Here is a 16,097-nt window from a genome sequence, read left to right on the forward strand (position 1 = left end):
CTTCTTTTATGAAGATATTTTCCTTCCTTTCTGGAGATGTGATGGAGATCATCTCAAAGATAAAACAGCCTTAAATTTAAAGGGTTTTATTCCTTTTCTTCTGTTTCGAGTTCTCTTTCTAACTTTGTTATATCTAGCGATACCCGAAAGAAAGCATCTCTGCCTGTATCCCTTACATTGATCTCTATGGGTTGAGCTAACGTAGCTTTAACTGCTCTCCATTCTTCCCTGGTGACATCAACTATTTCCCATGGACCGGCAGAGTTGTTTTCCACTTTATCGCGGGCAAGCTGCAAAAGCAGGTGTTTCTTTTCCGTCCGAGTAAGATTCTCTATTCCCTTGACTTCTAACTCACTTACCGTAGCTCCACCCATTTTGGATTGAACTACCATGGGCTCTCCTGTTTCATCTTTAATTATGTTTTCCATGAATTTCCCTTCCTGCATTAGAAATGCTCACGGTTTCGGGCTGAATGTCCTCGGGTCAAGGTAAATGTTTCTCTGACAGTAGCTGCATATGGTTAGAAGGTGTGTCCCTGCAAGAAGAGCTCTTTCTACTTCCTCTTCAGATGAGATATACTGGGTCATTTCCTCTCCACAGTAAGGACACTTTATCTTCAGCCAGTCCAGTTTCGTAAGCTGCCTTATATTCTGTATTAGTCTTCCAAGGGCATCTTCATAGGTCTCAGGGTAAAAGCCAATAGGCTGAAGATGGCGCAACAAAACAGGTAATTCTATTCCTGTCTCAAGGAGAGGAATTATTAGCTGATCGGTTCCTACAGCGAAACCTATCTCCTGGTTTACTTCTGGAGATATCATCCCCTGTTGTGTGATAATCGGTATAAAGCAGTCTGATTGGCGGACCCCAAAACGTATCCTTTCTGCCAGGGAAAGAATTCGAGCTTTCCTGTACAGGGATGAAAAGCTCTCCAGTTCCACTGCCCAGAGCGCCCTGGCCAGCTCCTGGGCAAGTGGCTCATCCTGTTCGCAGTGAGCTATGTAAATTTTTGTGATCATAGCTTCCGTGCTTTAACCTGAAGTTACTATTTTTTTCTTTGGTTTGCTTTCGTGCTCAGTATCTGGCTCTGGGTCAGGTAGTGGCTCAGGATAAGGAACCGGTTGAGGTTCCGGGTCAGGTATTGGTTCCGGCTGGAAAGATGGTTCTTTTTCTTCTTTTCGCAAAATAACTTCCCCCTCTGCTCAATAATGCAATTTTCAAAGTGATTATATTTTTATAAGACGTTTATATACTGCAGTACTAAAGCCCAATAAAGCATGATCGGTCAATCAGAAGCTAGCATTACGCTTGTGGCTTTAATTACTGCGTACACTTCATGCCCTTCTTTCAAATCCAGGTTTTCGACAGAATTTTTTGTGATAATAGAAGTAATCTCCATACCACCCGGAAGTTCGACTACTACTTCCGAGTTGACAGATCCATGAACTATTCTTTTGACTTTGCCTTTGAGAACATTCCGTGCACTTATTTTCATCTTTATCCCGTGAATCCGGTATTTGTTTTTGTTATCAATAAGGTTAGTCTTGTCAATTATAGAAACATAGGAATCTTGTTTTCTGAATTCAAATCAGATATTATAAAATTTTATTTATATTTATATATTTCATTCTTTCATCGAAAATTAATTCTGGCACTTGGAAGCTTGTATTTACAGAGCTTTTTTATTACCCGGTTTTGGCTTAGTGCCGATCTGTTAGAATTTAATTAATTTTTATTACTCGAGGCAGGTAAAAGTGAAAAAAAATCTTAATCTCCGGTGAGGAAATTAATTTCAAGTCCTTTTCTTTCCCTTTTCTTCCATCAATTCCAACAACTTTAAAAGCAATGCCCGTGATCAAAATGTGAATTTCAATGCTTGCGGATCAGGGTTAACAATTCCCTGGTTTATTTCTGGAAAAGCCAGGCTATTTTCCCCGGATTTTCAACCCTAAAAACTTTATGAGAGGTTAAAATGGAACTCGACGAAGTCATAATCACACGGGCAATTTTTGAAGAGTATTCTAAAACCTTCCTTGACTACACGGACATCGATGTAGCACTTGTAGGAGGGGGCCCTGCAAATCTGGTAGCTGCAAAGTACCTGGCAGAAGCAGGGGCAAAGGTCGCCATCTATGAGCAAAAGCTGTCTCTCGGAGGCGGTATGTGGGCTGGCGGCATGATGTTTCCGCGCATAGTTGTTCAGGAAGAGGCCTGCCACATTCTGGACGACTTCGGGATTAGATATAAGGAGTACCAGCCGGGGTATTATGTGGCAAATTCCGTGGAATCTGTCGGGAAGTTGATTGCAGGTGCAACTTCAGCCGGGGCTGAGGTTTTCAACCTTGTGAGTTTTGAAGATGTCATGATCAGGGAAAACGACAGGGTTACGGGAATCGTTATCAACTGGGGGCCCGTAACAGCACAGCGCTTGCATGTGGATCCTCTAATGATCCGCACAAAACTCGTAATCGATGGGACAGGGCACGATGCAGTTGTATGCAACACGATTCTCAGGAAGATTCCCAATGCAAAGATCGGAGAACTCGGGATGCTCGGAGAAAAACCCATGTGGTCAGAGGTCGGCGAGCGTCTTGCTGTTGACGCAACGCAGGAGATCTATCCGGGCCTGATCGTTACGGGCATGGCTGCAAATGCCGCAACCCGCGCCCCGAGGATGGGGCCTGTCTTTGGAGGCATGCTCCTTTCGGGAGAAAAGGCTGCAAAACTTGCCCTTGACAGACTTAAGGAACTCTAATTTCAATCCAGGAATAATTTTAACCCAATTTTGTGCCTATTGCGTGCCGGAAAGCAGATCCCTCTCCTTCCCTGAAGAGGGCCTCCTCTCCTTTCCGGCAAAAACTTTATATAAATAAACTCCTTCTATAGGTTGCTTCAAATCTGAAGTGCCAGACCCTGTGGCCGGGGTAGGGTAGAGGCCATCCTGTGGCCCTGTGGAGGCTACGACCCGAGTTCGATTCTCGGTCCCGGCCCTAATAATTTCTTTTAACTAATTTTTTTTGTTTCTATGGCAGTTGCTTCTTTAATTTTCTTTGCGTGAGTGCCTTATATATTGCTTCTAGCATTTATTTATAATTTTGAGCTTAAATATTTACACAACTCCAACTTCTATAACTCACCCAGCGCAGAAAATACTCTCCAGCGGGGCATCAAACAAAGGAAACGAGGCATCAAACAAAGGAAACGAGAACTGATATGAAAGCACTCATTATAGACGGCTATGTGGATGAACCTGCTTGTCTTGGGGTTCCTCCCTACTTTTCTCCCTACCCACGGTACATAGCAGGCGCCCTTCGAGAACGCGGGCTTTCCGAAAAGGACATTCACTACCTGACTATAGACACTCTAAGGGAAAACCTACCCGGTGCCAGGGAACTCATAGAAAAAACAGAACTCCTTATCATTATTGCAGGCATGACCGTGCCGGGTAAATATCTTCGGGCTTCTCCAATCACCCCTGGAGAAATTGAGGCAATCTTCCGGGCCGCAGGCGGTGTAAAAGTTATAGGCGGCCCTATCAGGCTAGGTTTCAGCAGTGAAGGCGGAAGGGCTGCAAAAAGTACGGAAGGCGGAATAAACCTTGAAGGTGCAATGCTTGTCAGAATGGATGTCGAATCTTTCATATATGACCTTTTTGAGGATGGGACTGGTAGGAGCGGAAGCCTTTATCCAGGACTGAAAGCCCCTGATGCCGTAGAACATCGCTTCAGGACAACGGCCGAAATCGGAAGATGGGGATCCAAAGGAGCTTTTTTGATCAGGCAGCACCCTGACTTTCCTTACTGCATGTGCGAGCTTGAGACCTATAGGGGTTGCGGCAGGCAAGTACACTGCTCTTTCTGCACAGAACCTTTTTACGGGGATTCCGATTACCGGCCTGTTGAGGAGGTGATATCTGAAGTTTCTTCCCTTTATTCCCATGGAGCCCGCTATTTCAGGATCGGAAGGCAACCTGACCTCTTCTCGTATTATGGGAAGGATACCGGAGGGCCTGTCCCGAAGCCCTCTCCCGCCGTTATAGAAAGGCTCTACAGGGGGATCCGGAATTCTGCCCCTGACCTTTCCGTGCTCCAGATGGATAATGCAAATCCAATAACGCTTGCAGCTTACCCTGAAGAGTCGGAGCAGATCCTGAAGACGATAATTAAATATCATACAGCAGGCGACGTGGCCGCTTTTGGAATGGAAAGTGCCGATCCGAAAGTGATTGCAGCAAATTCCCTTAAGGCGACTTCCGAGGAGGTCTTTGAAGCGATCAAACTTGTAAACAAGTTTGGGGCCGTGCGAGGGGCTAACGGACTTCCTGAAATTCTTCCGGGAATCAATTTTGTGCACGGGCTGATGGGAGAATCTAAAAAAACGTTCCAGCTTAATTATGATTTTCTGAAGTGCGTGCTTGATTCAGGGCTACTTCTGCGCAGGATTAACGTCCGTCAGGTAATGGCTTTCCCAGGAACGCCTATGTACGGAAAGGACGAAGCGGCAAGGAAACACAAGAAACTCTTTCTGGACTATAAAGAGCGTGTCAGGAAGAGCATTGATCTTCCAATGCTGAGGCGCGTTGTACCAGACGGCACGGTGCTGAGGGATGTAATGTGTGAGGTAGCCGAAAAGGGAGTTACTTTCGGAAGACAGCTTGGTTCATATCCCCTACTGGTAGGAATTCCCGCTTCTCTGCCTTTGCGGAAATTTGTTGACATTACCGTCACAGGGCACGGGATGCGCTCGATTACCGGTATTCCTTACCCTTTGCCTATAAACACGGCTTCTTCTTCCCTTATCAGAGAACTTCCCGGGCTTGGCAAGAAAACTGCTGATTCGATAATTGCCGGAGTCCCCTATACTGACAGAGAAGATTTTCTCAAGCGCGTACATGAAGGAGATAAATTGCTCAGGTTTATTGAAATTTGAATTGTTAAGACCTGGCGTTTTATTAGAATCCAGATGCGTTGGTCTAGTTCCGGGCGATTTCAGAATCCATAGCCTTTAGCATTATAGGGCTCAGGGTTTACCGCGGTTTCAGGCATCTTTCAGAAACTCTCTCCTATTCCTATTCGTTGGGACCTTGATACCTTCATTTTTAGATAAACACTTATTTATCCAATCGAGAATTATTTTTACTGGGGATTTTTATAGAGGAAATTTTTATAAAGGGGATTTTTGAGGGGGATTTTTTGAGCGAAAGCGCGGGGAATTTATACAGAGCAAAAATTGCTCTTCAGCTAAGCTTCATTTTCTTGGTCATGCTTGTGATTCTCATATTCTACGCTACGTGTGAGGTAACTGCCAGAATGTACGGCACTTTCCTGTTACTGTTTATGGTAATCATTTTCACTCCTTTTCTGCCGGACGGAGCAGGTTACGAAGAAGGAAAACCGGAATAACTGCAACATAAACTGAACCTTCTCCTGTCGGTGCAAGCAGATCTCAAAATTTTACTTTTTTGTAAAAAAATTTCTTTATTGTTTCAGCTGTAAGGATGTACAGTCCTATTATTGCTCCAAGGATTAAAATAACCTGTATTGGAAGAGGTTTGAAGCCAAAAGGTGCTGCAAAAGGTGTCAGTGGGAAGGCAAGCGTCAGAAATCCGGTAAGCACGGTAGCTAGTAGCAGGTATTTTCCTGGTCTGCTCCTGAAAAAAGGTTTTCTGCTCCTGATTACCAGTACTATCATGGATGCCGAAATAACGGATTCCACAAACCAGCCTGTCCTGAACTCTTCTATACTTCCTGGGAGGAGAAAAAGCAAAGTACCAAAAGTCAGGTAGTCGAATACCGAACTTGTAATGCCAAATACCAACATAAACTTGCGGATAAAACCTATATCCCATCTGCGAGGCTTTTCGACCATTTCCCTATCCACTGTATCTGTGGCTATGGTCATCTCCGGAAAATCAGTCAATAAGTTGATTAACAGGATTTGTGTAGGCAGCAGGGGAAGGAAAGGCAGGAAAAGTGATGCTCCTGCCATGCTGAACATGTTCCCGAAGTTGGCACTGGTAGCCATGAAGACGTACTTCAGGGTATTGGCGAAAGTTTTACGCCCCTCTTTTACTCCTTCCACAAGCGCATCCAGGCTCTTTTCCATTAACACAATGTCTGCGGCTTCTTTGGCGACATCTGCAGCGCTGTCAACTGAGATTCCCACATCTGCTGCATGAAGAGCAGACGCGTCATTAATTCCGTCTCCCATATACCCGACGACATTTCCGCTCTTCTTAAATGCAAGGATGATGTGCTCTTTCTGGCTCGGCTCTACCTCGGCAAAGATATCATTATCGTTTACTTGTTTCATCAGAGCCTCGCTGCTCATCTTATCAAGCTCGCTTCCGGTTAGAACCTTTGAGTTCTTAAGCCCTATCTCCCGACTGATACTGGCAGCCACAAACTTGTTGTCTCCGGTAATTATTTTCAGAGAAATTCCAAGCTGCCCCATATTTTCTATAGTTTTTATAATGTCTGGTTTTGGTGGGTCAAAAAAGAAGAGGAACCCGAGAAAGATCATCCCTGTTTCCTGCTCCTTTTTGATCTTTTCCTGCTGGTCCATCTGCCTGTATGCAACTCCCAGCGTTCGAAGTCCTTTTTCGCTGAACTCCTCAAACTGCTGCTCAATCCGTTCCTTTAACTCGAAAATTTCTACAGTTTTTCCAGGTTCAGCCTCTGCTAGGGAGCAAATTTCAAGAATATTCGGGAGCGCACCTTTGGTTATCATCAGGTTAGTGCCGTCTTTTGAGACAAGGATGCTCAATCTTTTTCGCACAAAATCATAAGGGATTTCGTCCAGTTTCTCATACTCGGCCAGATCGAGTTTATTCTGTGCAAGAATTGCCCTATCGATCGGGTTTTCAAAGCCTTTCTGGTAATAGGCGTTAAGGCTGGAATAAAGCAGGACTTTTTCATTCTGTTCTCCTTTAAGGTCCTGAAAAGATTGGAGTTGCAGCTCTCCCTCGGTTAAAGTGCCGGTCTTGTCAGAGCATAGCAGGTTCATGCTGCCAAGGTTTTCAATGGAAGCCAACCTCTTGACAATCACTTTCTTTTGCGCCATCTCTCTTGCGCCGTGGGAAAGGTTAACACTTATTATTGCAGGCAGGAGCTGCGGGGTCAGCCCCACTGCAAGAGCCAGTGAGAAAAGGAAAGAGTCAAGGATCGGGCGCTGGAGATATACATTGATCGCAAAGATGGCTATTACCATCAGCATCGTAACTTCCATTAGAAAGTATCCAAAATTTGAAATTCCTTTTTCAAATTCTGTTTCGGGAGGCCTGAGTTTTAATCTATCTGATATTTTCCCAAACTCAGTTCCCTTCCCTGTGGAAACTGCCAGCACTTTTCCGTTGCCGCTGACAACACTGGTTCCCATCCAGAGGGAATTTGTGCGCTTCGCAAGCGGGGTTTCTGCTTTCAGTACGCCGACTGTTTTTTCTACGGGATAGGTCTCTCCTGTGAGAGTCGCTTCACTAACGAAAAGTTCCTTTGAGTCCACAATAAGGCAGTCTGCAGGAATTATATCTCCTGCGTTGAGGATTATTATATCCCCTGGCACGATCTCTTCCACAGGGATCTCTTTTTCTTCGCCGTCTCTGAGCACTGTCGCCCTTATTTGCACCGCAGCCAGAAGTTTCTCAAAAGCATCAGCCGCTCCTTTTTCCTGCCAGAATCCAAGCAGACTGCTGACCAGAATAATAGCTACGATTATTATGGTATCTGTTGGTTCGTGGAGGAAAAAGGCAAGTCCGGCTGCAAAAAGGAGGATAAGGGTAATCGGACTTTTGAATTGCGAAAGCAGGAGTGTAAGGGTATCGGACCGTTTTTTTGGTTTGAGAATGTTAGCCCCGTATTTTTTAAGGCGTTCACTGCTTTCTGAACCTTTCAGGCCTTCAGTCGTTGCTTGGAGTTCCTGTAACATTCTGGACTCAGAAATACTCCAGAATTCAAGCTTTTCATTATCGAGCAACCGGATATCCCCTTAGTGTCTTCCTGTCTGTTCGTTGCCTGTACATTATCTGCTTATAATCTCCTTAGTGTCTTCCTGTCCGATCATTGCCTTCTTATTGTCTCATTATTGTCTGCTCATTGCCTTCTAATTTTTCCTCAAGTCTCTGTAACCTTCAAGATTTTGGCAAGTTCCTGTCCTTCGCTTCCTATTGTTGAAAATTCTCTCAACATCTCCGACTTTTCAAGGTATTTTTCTGTCCTTATACCTTCAGGTTCTTCTATTTTGAGGGTAATCTCTCCTTCAGTATATCCTTTTTCAATGCATTGTGTTATCAGTTGTCCGTATATGGAAGCAATTAGCTTGAGGCAGTCAAAGATCCTGTTCTCGTCAACTACATTTTTGCCGTCAAGCATAATACGCCTGAGCCTCTTTGATCCCACGAATTCCTTGAAGAGCTCTATGAGCTTTATTATGAATATATTGACAGAATCCCGGTTTAAAGCGGCGGCCAGTTCTTCATAGCCTGTAATCTCATAATCTTTGTGCAGAATCAGGAAAGTCTTCTCATCCGCCGATATTATGAATCTGTTTTCCGGGTCTTTGTTGTCTTCAAGTACAGCTTTCAGGTTATTTCCTTCGTATTCTATACTCGAGATATAGAAGTCAGATATGTCGAGTTTTTTCACCTTTTTTTCCCTGGATATGATTCCACTCTTTGACCATACTGGTAAAGTCAGTTCATGAAGGTCCTTTACCTTTAGCGTGTCTCGCGTGAAATACAGTTCAAACTCGTATTGCATACCGTCAACGAAACTAACCTGCTTTCCTCTTAGTTTTTTATCCTCAACGAAAGCATAATAGATGCTTTTAGCTCCATAGATACTATCTTCAAAAAAGGGGCTAAGGTTTGAGAGTATCCGTGTCTCAAGCTGCTGCACCTCCATCAGGTCCAGTTTATTTTCCCGGTCGAGCTCTTCAAGTTTTTCATTCTTTTTTGTTAGCGCCACTGTCGAGGAGGTCTCAAGAGTTCTGGCTTTGATCTCAAGAATATCCGCAGCATTGACTTCAGCTGTACGGTTTTCAATACAATCCCTTATATCTTTCTCAAACATGTCTATTTCTTGAATTCTCTTTTCGTAAATTGCGATCTTTCCTCTGTTCTCGTTTTTTATCTTGATAGCTGATTTTTCCAGAGGTATGACTTCCGTTGAAATTCTTATCAAATCCTGCAGGTCCTGGATGAAATCTCTCTGGACAGGAAAATCGGTAGAATCCTGAAAAGTGTATCTCATTTTAAACTCTCCATCCCTTCCGCATGAAAAACGTTTTTATTTAAATTATGTTTTTTCCCACTTTAATTTTGTGAGCTTACATTTCTGAAAAGAATAATATGGTTTCCTCTATTTCCAGGGATTTTCTAAAAATCTGAAAAATCTCTCTGAATGTGAAGTCTCATTCTGTCTTTATTTTATGAGCTGATCCCAAAACTAAAAAAAATGCTTATCTGCTTCTCATATTCCGAATAATCAATAGAGTTTCTGGTTACGAAAAAATAGTTTTGAAACTTTGCTGATTTGAGAATAAAATTGGTTTTGGGATGAGCTCTATCTATGTACTTTTAATAAAATAACTTCTCTTCCTAAATCTGTTACTTTATACATTATTTATTAATTTACATTGAATTTCTTTTTCCCTATCATATAAAAATTTTTAATTTCAATCTTTCAGAAAGATTTATATCAGTTATTGTGCAATCTTAGTTATATTATCGTCAGATGATAATATACAAAGACATGTACTCTATGTAAAAATAGAATATCTCCTGTCAGTAAAAATTTAACTTATAACAAATTTACGCTTTGCGATAATAGGTATATGTCTTACACACCAGGCTGATTGGTCAGCACTGGCACAAAAACGGGATTAATTCACAGCTTCCCTGATTGCAGCGAGAATCAATGAGTTTATTACTTGCCGCACCAGGATCAAAGGTTACTACATTTCTCTCAAAAACAAGTTATTGAGAAGTGTTATGTTTCTTGTCAACTGAGTAGATAAGAATCAAATCAGTTTAATTATATATAGGGGGTTGGGCTGAGGAAATATGGGTGAGCTATAAACTACGATTGTCAAAACAGTCATCTTTTATTTATTATGTTGGCTATACACTTGCCTAACATTATTGAGACTGTTTGCGAATTGTTTTTAATAACTGGGGTCTGCTATATCTCGTGACTTAAAAATATTATCTATATAATATAATACTCAATGTTTTATCTGAAACAAAATTGAATAAAACTTGATATTTGAGGAATCAAGGTGCAGAACATGAAACAAAGATCAATACAATTTAGTGCGCTGCTCATTATATTCCTTTTCTCAGGGATAGGAAGTGCACTTGCAGAACCAAGCGGTTCTTTTTTACCAGCCAATGTGACCGTTGGTAATATGAGCGTTATAATCAATTACAGCGGGACTGGTTTCAGACCGGGGGATACTGTAAATATCACCGCAGATTTCAATACATCTGTCGCTGGCGCAAAAATATCGATTACTGACAATCCAAATTTATTCGGAGCAAATTTAGTAGGCGCTAATAATGTAAATTTGGTGGGCGCTGATTTACCGACTGATGCTCTGATGACATCACTGGGTGATAATGAACTAGGTGGTAATTCCTTTGGTTATGACTTCCAGATTCCAGAGGATCTAAGTGGTTCTTTGGGTGTAGATATATCACCATTAGACTCTGAAGGAAACTCGATATATCCATCTGATTCTGAAGGAAACCTGCTGGATGACGCAGATTTTTCAGATCTTGATGGATTTGGAGTTGATCCGTACATAGAGATAATTAGCCCTGACTCCGAGTTTGCCGGCGAAAGTTGTGTCGACTTCAATTTCAGTGCATACGACGATTATGCTGGACAGGCCGGAAGTCAAATTATCTACACTTTCTGGCTCGATGGTGTTCAAAAAAATAACGGGGTTATAACCTCTGGCGCATATAAACAGCTTCAGTTTGAACTGGATGACGGTTCTCACACATGGGAAGTTAAAACCAAGGACAGTCTGGGAGAACACACAAGTGGTACTCGTACTCTGTATGTGGACACCGAATGTCCCAGTGTAACACTTATTTCCCCTCAAGATTGCTTCAACCAGGTAATAGGTGCTACTCAATTCAACTTCACCTGTGAGGATGCTTTAGCTGCTCAATATAGTGATCTTGATCTGTCATATACACTGTATATAGATGGGGAACCTGCTGAGGACCTTTACGGAGATATGCTTTCCGGAGATGTGTTTTCCGGAGATGTGTTTACCGGAAATACGCTTTCCACAACGAAACCTGGAGTGCCCGTAACCCGGGAAATTGAACTTGCTGATGGTGCTCACAACTGGTCAGTTTCAGTTGAGGATGGAGCCGGAAACAGTGTTACAAGTGAAGTCCGGAAATTCTATGTGGACCTTAACGGATTTACAGTCTCCCTCAGTACTCCCAATGGAGGGTACGTTTCCGCAAACCCGACATTCAACTTCACTGTTACGGGAAACACGGAAAATAACTGGGATTCCTGGATCGGGGAAGAATCCGTGGTACCAGGAGCAGGGCTACCTTTCGACTACCAACTTCTCGTTGACGGTAAAGAAGTAAAAGGAAGTTGCGACTGCGACTGCGACTGTGACGAAGGATATAGCGATGACGAAGGAGATAATGACTGCACAGTGGGCTGCACCGAAGAAGATTGTGACGAGAGTTGCTTAGCTGTAGGTAAAGACATGTATTCCGTAAAAGCTGCGGTAGCAGATGGAGTTAACAAAAATTGGACAGTAATTATTACTGACCGTACAACCGGCAAAACCTACCAGCCTACTGTGAAGCATTTCTCAGTTGATAGTGTTGATCCGGCTTGTGTAGCAAATCTGAATGTTAGAGATGCATTTGGTTCAACTTCCTGGTACTCCATAAGAGATTATCCCGGGCTTGTGGTTAGCTGGAAAGCAAATACCGACAGCGATCTTAGGCCTACGGAGCCATATGAAGTTTATATCAGCACATCTAAGCCAAGTTGTATTGAGGATATGCAAAAGGTAGACACGTCTGGGTCAGAAACTCACACAGACGGATCAACGACTCCAAACCAGAAATTAGAGAATTCAAGCGTTACGGATCTGTGCATTGAAGCACTCGACGGAAAAGACATTGTCTACGGCAAGGACTACTGGGTAGCTGTGATTGCTCGGGACAACGCCAGCAACTACAATGATGCTTTTTCCATGTGCGGGCCTGTACAGACATATGAAGATATGGATCTCACGCTTGAAGAGGGCTGGAACCTGAAATCCGTGCCAAAAAGCCTTGTTGCTTCTAGCGCTTGCCCGGAATCAGCCTTTGGCAATGGCAGCACGGTCCTCTACTGGGATGGTTCATGCTGGCAGTTCCCTGAAACCATTGAACCGTGCAAGGGTTACTGGGTCTACACTAAAGAGCCTTGCGTGACCAATGTCAAGTTCAGGGGAATGTCAGGTGATTGCACTAATCCGGATGTACCAGCTTCTCTTGAGCTCACTCCAGGATGGCACATAATAGGACACACCTCTGCAAATGCTGCAGCCTGGTCCCTCACTCTGGCTTCGCTAAATGATTTCGATTCTGATCTTGCTGAAGACTACAGGTTCTCCAACCTCATCACTTATTCTCAAGGTGAAGGCTGGGGCGGCATAATCCCTGGCGTCGACTATGACTTTGGCACAGAAGGACAACTTAGTGAGAGTGATTCCAGTCCAGTTGCAGCCCTCCAGTCCTACGGCTATATGGTTCCAGGACAGGGCTATTGGATCTTCATGAAGGATGAAGGCATCTACGCATCCATCGAAAACGTATACAACCTGGATATAGACCAGAATACGGGCGATACCACGGACGATACCATAGACGATGGCACGGGCGACATTGATTTTCCGGACGACATTTCGGACCTTTGAACCCGTAATAAGACTAATTTCCAGAACAAGTGACTGTTCAGCCTAACAGGCTGAGCAGTTTTCTTCTTTTTGTTGTTCGCGTACAATTGGAGGTCTACAATGAATAAAATATTAAAAAATGGCCTGTTAGGAATATCTATACTACTGTTGTTTTTCCTGGCTTTCTCTCAGCCGTGTATTGCAGAAGAGAATGTTCCTCCAGCTCCCCCAATGCTCCCTATGACAGTAACAGGAGTTGCTCTCATTGACGGCACGCCTGCTCCCAACGGGACTGTTGTTGCAGCTTATCTTAATGAAAAGGAGTATCTTGCAAATACTTCCTTCGGAAATTACTCTCTTTTTATTCCTGGTACTGCTGAGGATGAAGGAAAACTGGTTACTTTTAAGGTGGACGGAAAGGATGCTGCAAGCAGTGTTTCCTGGAAAGACGGAGGTATAGTTACCCTCGAGCTGCCTGATGGTAAGGTAGTTTATACCGAAATTGATGACAGTAATTCCGACAGTAATTCCGACAGTAATTCCGACAGTAATTCCGACAGTAATTCCAACAGTAATTCCAACAGTAATTCCAACAGTAATTCCAACAGTAATTCCAACAGTAATTCAAATTTAAAAACAGGTTCAGAACCTTTGACAGATAATAAAGAACAGGGAGTTTCAGCAGAGGGTTCCAAAGTCGATGTCATTAAAAGTTCAGTCCCTAAGCCGGACATGAAGGCTTTGGAAAATACAATCGAAAATTCCAAAGATAAAGTGGCAGCAGAATCTTCCGAAGCTTCCCCTGAACCAAAAAGTGCTCCAGGTTTCCCTATTGCTTATGCGGTTGCAGGCATACTTCTGCTCGCTTTCGGATCCGATTTCGGGAGGGGATCTCGAAGGAATCCCTGAAGGACTTTTTCAAAAAAAGTCTGCATAATTAATGGTAAAATTTCAAGGTGACACGATGACCATCAAGGACAAATATTTAAGAATTTTATCATGCCTGGTTATTCTGCTACTGGGCTTATCCCTTGTTCCGTCTGCATCTGCCAGCAGTCCTCCTTCTATCCCCAACGTGTTTGAAGGAAACCTTAAAGGAGATGCTGCAAATGCGGGTCTTGGACTTACAATATCTGCATATATAGATTCAGAGCTTGTTGGCTCGAACACTCTTAAAGAGACTGGAAAGTATAAAGTGGCAGTCTCGGGTACTGAGAAATATAATGGAAAAGCGATAACCTTCAAGCTGGGAGGCGTCGCATCCGAACCTATTTCCGTGACCTATAAGCAAGGAGCTTTGCCAGCGAAACTTGACCTGACTTTCTACGGAGATTTTGTACCCCCAACTATAGAAACTTTATCTGCATCCCCCATATTCATCCTGAATGACGGGAAAGATTTCTCGACTGTCACGGCAAAGGTTGTAGATCCAAAATCCTCTAAAATTCCATCAGTGACCATCGACCTTACCCCCCTGGGACAGGGAGTGGTTTCATTGAATTCAGAGGGTGGAAATCTTTATACCTGCAACGTAAACAGTAATGTATCAGGTGAGTTTAAATTAGCTTTTACAGCTGCGTATCCCTCCGGAAGCAGTGCTAAAGAGAAAGTTTCTATCACCGTACTGAAAGAAAGTGAACTCGCAGCCAGGTTCGGAGGCGCTGACGGGATCTTCTCTCCTGAGGAAATTAAGACTCTTGTAAATGATAACAATGTATCCAGCGAGATCAAATATGCAGTTCTGCGTGCATACTTTGCTGATGGGTGGGATCGGATATGAAACGGCCTGAGTTTAAATTTATCATTGTGCTGTTCCTGGCCCTGACTTTATGTGCTGCTCCAGCTTCTGCTGGCAGTGCAGAAAGGACTTTCCCTGCTTCGGTTAGTCCCAATCAGGAGTTCCAGGTAACAGTCAACGTAGCCAATTACGGTGCAGCCGGGCAGGTTCTTGAAAAGCTTCCTGCTGGTTTCACATTTGTTAGCTCGACGCTTCCTGAAAGAGCTGTAACTGTAAATGACAGCAAAGTTTCCTTCCTGCTGATGAATGAAAAAACCTTCATTTACACCCTGAAAGCTCCGGCGTCAACCGGTACATACAAAATTGCAGGTCTTTTAAGAGATATCAACAAAACTGAGTTTCCTGTTCTTCCTGTCGACTGTCCCATCACTGTAAGTCAATCTTCCGGTGGTAGCTCAGGTGGCAGCTCAGGTGGCAGCTCAGGTGGCAGCTCAGGCGGACACTCAGGTGGTTCAAGCGGATCAGGCGGCGGAGCAGGCGGTTCTCCCGAGCCCCAGAGCAATGTCGAGACCAAAGAACTATCCCAGAAGTCTATCACCGCTGGAACACACGTAAAGTTCGAGTTTCCACAGGGTGCAACCTGCATAAGGTATGTAGAGTTTGATGCCAAAAAGACGCTAGGAAAGATCACTACTGTTGTTGAAATGCTGAAAGGTCAGTCCAAGCTGGTTTCGAGCCTGCCTGCAGGCACGGTTTATAAAAGCGTGAACATCTGGGTAGGTTCCGGAGGAATTGCAAATTCTGACAACATCGAAAACGCGGTCGTAGGCTTCAGAGTCGAAAAGACATGGCTCGAAAAATGCGGAGCTAATGCAACGTCTCTAGCTCTCTGGAACTATGATAAAGCCTGGAGCAAGCTTGAAACTCAAAAAGTTGGTGAAGATAGCACCTATGTTTTCTTCGACGCTAAAACTCCAGTTTTCGGTCCCTTCGCAATTGTCGTACCTGATGAGAACATAGAAGTGAAACCTTCTGATTCGGCGGCCTCTACTCCTAAAAACAATTCGAAATCTAACCCGGCATCTGATGCAGAGAAGCCTTCTGGCTGGAGCTCTATACCAGGTTTTGAGTCTGCAATAGCTATCGGAGTCCTTGGAGCTGTGTATCAGGTCCTGAGAAGGAAGTAAGAATAATTATTGAATCTCGAAATAAATTTAAATTTAAGGCAGCCCTCAAAGCTGCTGATTTTTCTTTTTTAATCCTGTTCTCCAGCAGTCTTCTGTTTTCTCATATGCAAATCTTTGAAAAATATATCGATTATTTCTCGTAAACTTTACATTTTTAATGTAATTATTTACGCGCAAACTTCAGACTATATAAATAAAGAAATGACTGAAGAATATAGAAAATTCAAAATAGGCTATATACTGCCCCAGAAATC

Annotated in this window: 13 protein-coding genes and 1 tRNA gene; 8 read left to right on the top strand and 6 right to left on the bottom strand. The window is 43.5% G+C overall.

Annotated elements, in window-relative coordinates; translation table 11 throughout:
- Nucleotides 1–86 precede the first annotated feature (86 nt).
- The 4 genes from RG963_RS08130 to RG963_RS08145 form a co-directional block, all read right to left on the bottom strand.
- Nucleotides 87–428, bottom strand: a complete 342-nt coding sequence (locus tag RG963_RS08130; RefSeq protein ID WP_310575765.1) for a hypothetical protein — start codon at nucleotides 426–428, stop codon at nucleotides 87–89.
- Between the two features lie 27 nt (nucleotides 429–455).
- Nucleotides 456–1,016: a toll/interleukin-1 receptor domain-containing protein gene (locus RG963_RS08135; protein ID WP_310575766.1), complete on the bottom strand. Its 561-nt coding sequence runs from the start codon at nucleotides 1,014–1,016 to the stop codon at nucleotides 456–458.
- Between the two features lie 12 nt (nucleotides 1,017–1,028).
- Nucleotides 1,029–1,181 carry a hypothetical protein gene (locus RG963_RS08140; protein WP_310575767.1) on the bottom strand — a complete coding sequence of 51 codons (153 nt, stop codon included), beginning with the start codon at nucleotides 1,179–1,181 and terminating at the stop codon, nucleotides 1,029–1,031.
- Between the two features lie 101 nt (nucleotides 1,182–1,282).
- Nucleotides 1,283–1,492: a TOBE domain-containing protein gene (locus RG963_RS08145; RefSeq protein ID WP_310575768.1), complete on the bottom strand. Its 210-nt coding sequence runs from the start codon at nucleotides 1,490–1,492 to the stop codon at nucleotides 1,283–1,285.
- A 477-nt stretch (nucleotides 1,493–1,969) separates the two neighbouring features.
- On the opposite strand from RG963_RS08145, the gene RG963_RS08150 reads away from it, so the two are divergent.
- The 4 genes from RG963_RS08150 (at nucleotide 1,970) to RG963_RS08165 (ending at nucleotide 5,399) form a co-directional block, all read left to right on the top strand.
- Nucleotides 1,970–2,752: a sulfide-dependent adenosine diphosphate thiazole synthase gene (locus RG963_RS08150; protein WP_310575769.1), complete on the top strand. Its 783-nt coding sequence runs from the start codon at nucleotides 1,970–1,972 to the stop codon at nucleotides 2,750–2,752.
- A 163-nt stretch (nucleotides 2,753–2,915) separates the two neighbouring features.
- Nucleotides 2,916–2,987, top strand: a tRNA-His gene (locus RG963_RS08155).
- A gap of 223 nt (nucleotides 2,988–3,210) precedes the next feature.
- Complete coding sequence (locus tag RG963_RS08160; protein ID WP_310575770.1) at nucleotides 3,211–4,926, top strand: radical SAM protein; 1,716 nt, start codon at nucleotides 3,211–3,213, stop codon at nucleotides 4,924–4,926.
- A gap of 263 nt (nucleotides 4,927–5,189) precedes the next feature.
- Nucleotides 5,190–5,399 carry a hypothetical protein gene (locus RG963_RS08165; protein WP_310575771.1) on the top strand — a complete coding sequence of 70 codons (210 nt, stop codon included), beginning with the start codon at nucleotides 5,190–5,192 and terminating at the stop codon, nucleotides 5,397–5,399.
- Nucleotides 5,400–5,442: 43 nt separating this feature from the next.
- Here RG963_RS08165 and mgtA read toward each other — a convergent pair whose 3' ends face one another.
- Nucleotides 5,443–7,968, bottom strand: coding sequence for a magnesium-translocating P-type ATPase (mgtA, locus tag RG963_RS08170; RefSeq protein WP_310575772.1), 2,526 nt, complete (start codon nucleotides 7,966–7,968; stop codon nucleotides 5,443–5,445).
- Nucleotides 7,969–8,105: 137 nt separating this feature from the next.
- Complete coding sequence (locus tag RG963_RS08175) at nucleotides 8,106–9,242, bottom strand: hypothetical protein (RefSeq protein WP_310575773.1); 1,137 nt, start codon at nucleotides 9,240–9,242, stop codon at nucleotides 8,106–8,108.
- A 1,036-nt stretch (nucleotides 9,243–10,278) separates the two neighbouring features.
- Here RG963_RS08175 and RG963_RS08180 point away from each other — a divergent pair.
- The 4 genes from RG963_RS08180 to RG963_RS08195 all read left to right on the top strand — a co-directional run bounded on the left by RG963_RS08180 (nucleotide 10,279) and on the right by RG963_RS08195 (nucleotide 15,843).
- On the top strand, nucleotides 10,279–12,939 hold the full coding sequence (locus RG963_RS08180; protein WP_310575774.1) for a hypothetical protein: 2,661 nt from the start codon (nucleotides 10,279–10,281) through the stop codon (nucleotides 12,937–12,939).
- 99 nt (nucleotides 12,940–13,038) lie between these two features.
- A complete protein-coding gene (locus RG963_RS08185; protein WP_310575775.1) occupies nucleotides 13,039–13,827 on the top strand; it encodes a hypothetical protein in 789 nt (262 codons plus the stop codon).
- 31 nt (nucleotides 13,828–13,858) lie between these two features.
- Nucleotides 13,859–14,698, top strand: a complete 840-nt coding sequence (locus RG963_RS08190) for an Ig-like domain-containing protein (protein ID WP_310575776.1) — start codon at nucleotides 13,859–13,861, stop codon at nucleotides 14,696–14,698.
- Nucleotides 14,695–15,843 carry a PGF-pre-PGF domain-containing protein gene (locus tag RG963_RS08195; RefSeq protein WP_310575777.1) on the top strand — a complete coding sequence of 383 codons (1,149 nt, stop codon included), beginning with the start codon at nucleotides 14,695–14,697 and terminating at the stop codon, nucleotides 15,841–15,843. The genes RG963_RS08190 and RG963_RS08195 overlap by 4 nt, the downstream gene beginning before the upstream one ends.
- Nucleotides 15,844–16,097: the final 254 nt, after the last annotated feature.

The sequence above is a fragment of the Methanosarcina baikalica genome, from assembly GCF_031461075.1.
GTDB classification, from domain to species: Archaea; Halobacteriota; Methanosarcinia; order Methanosarcinales; family Methanosarcinaceae; genus Methanosarcina; species Methanosarcina baikalica.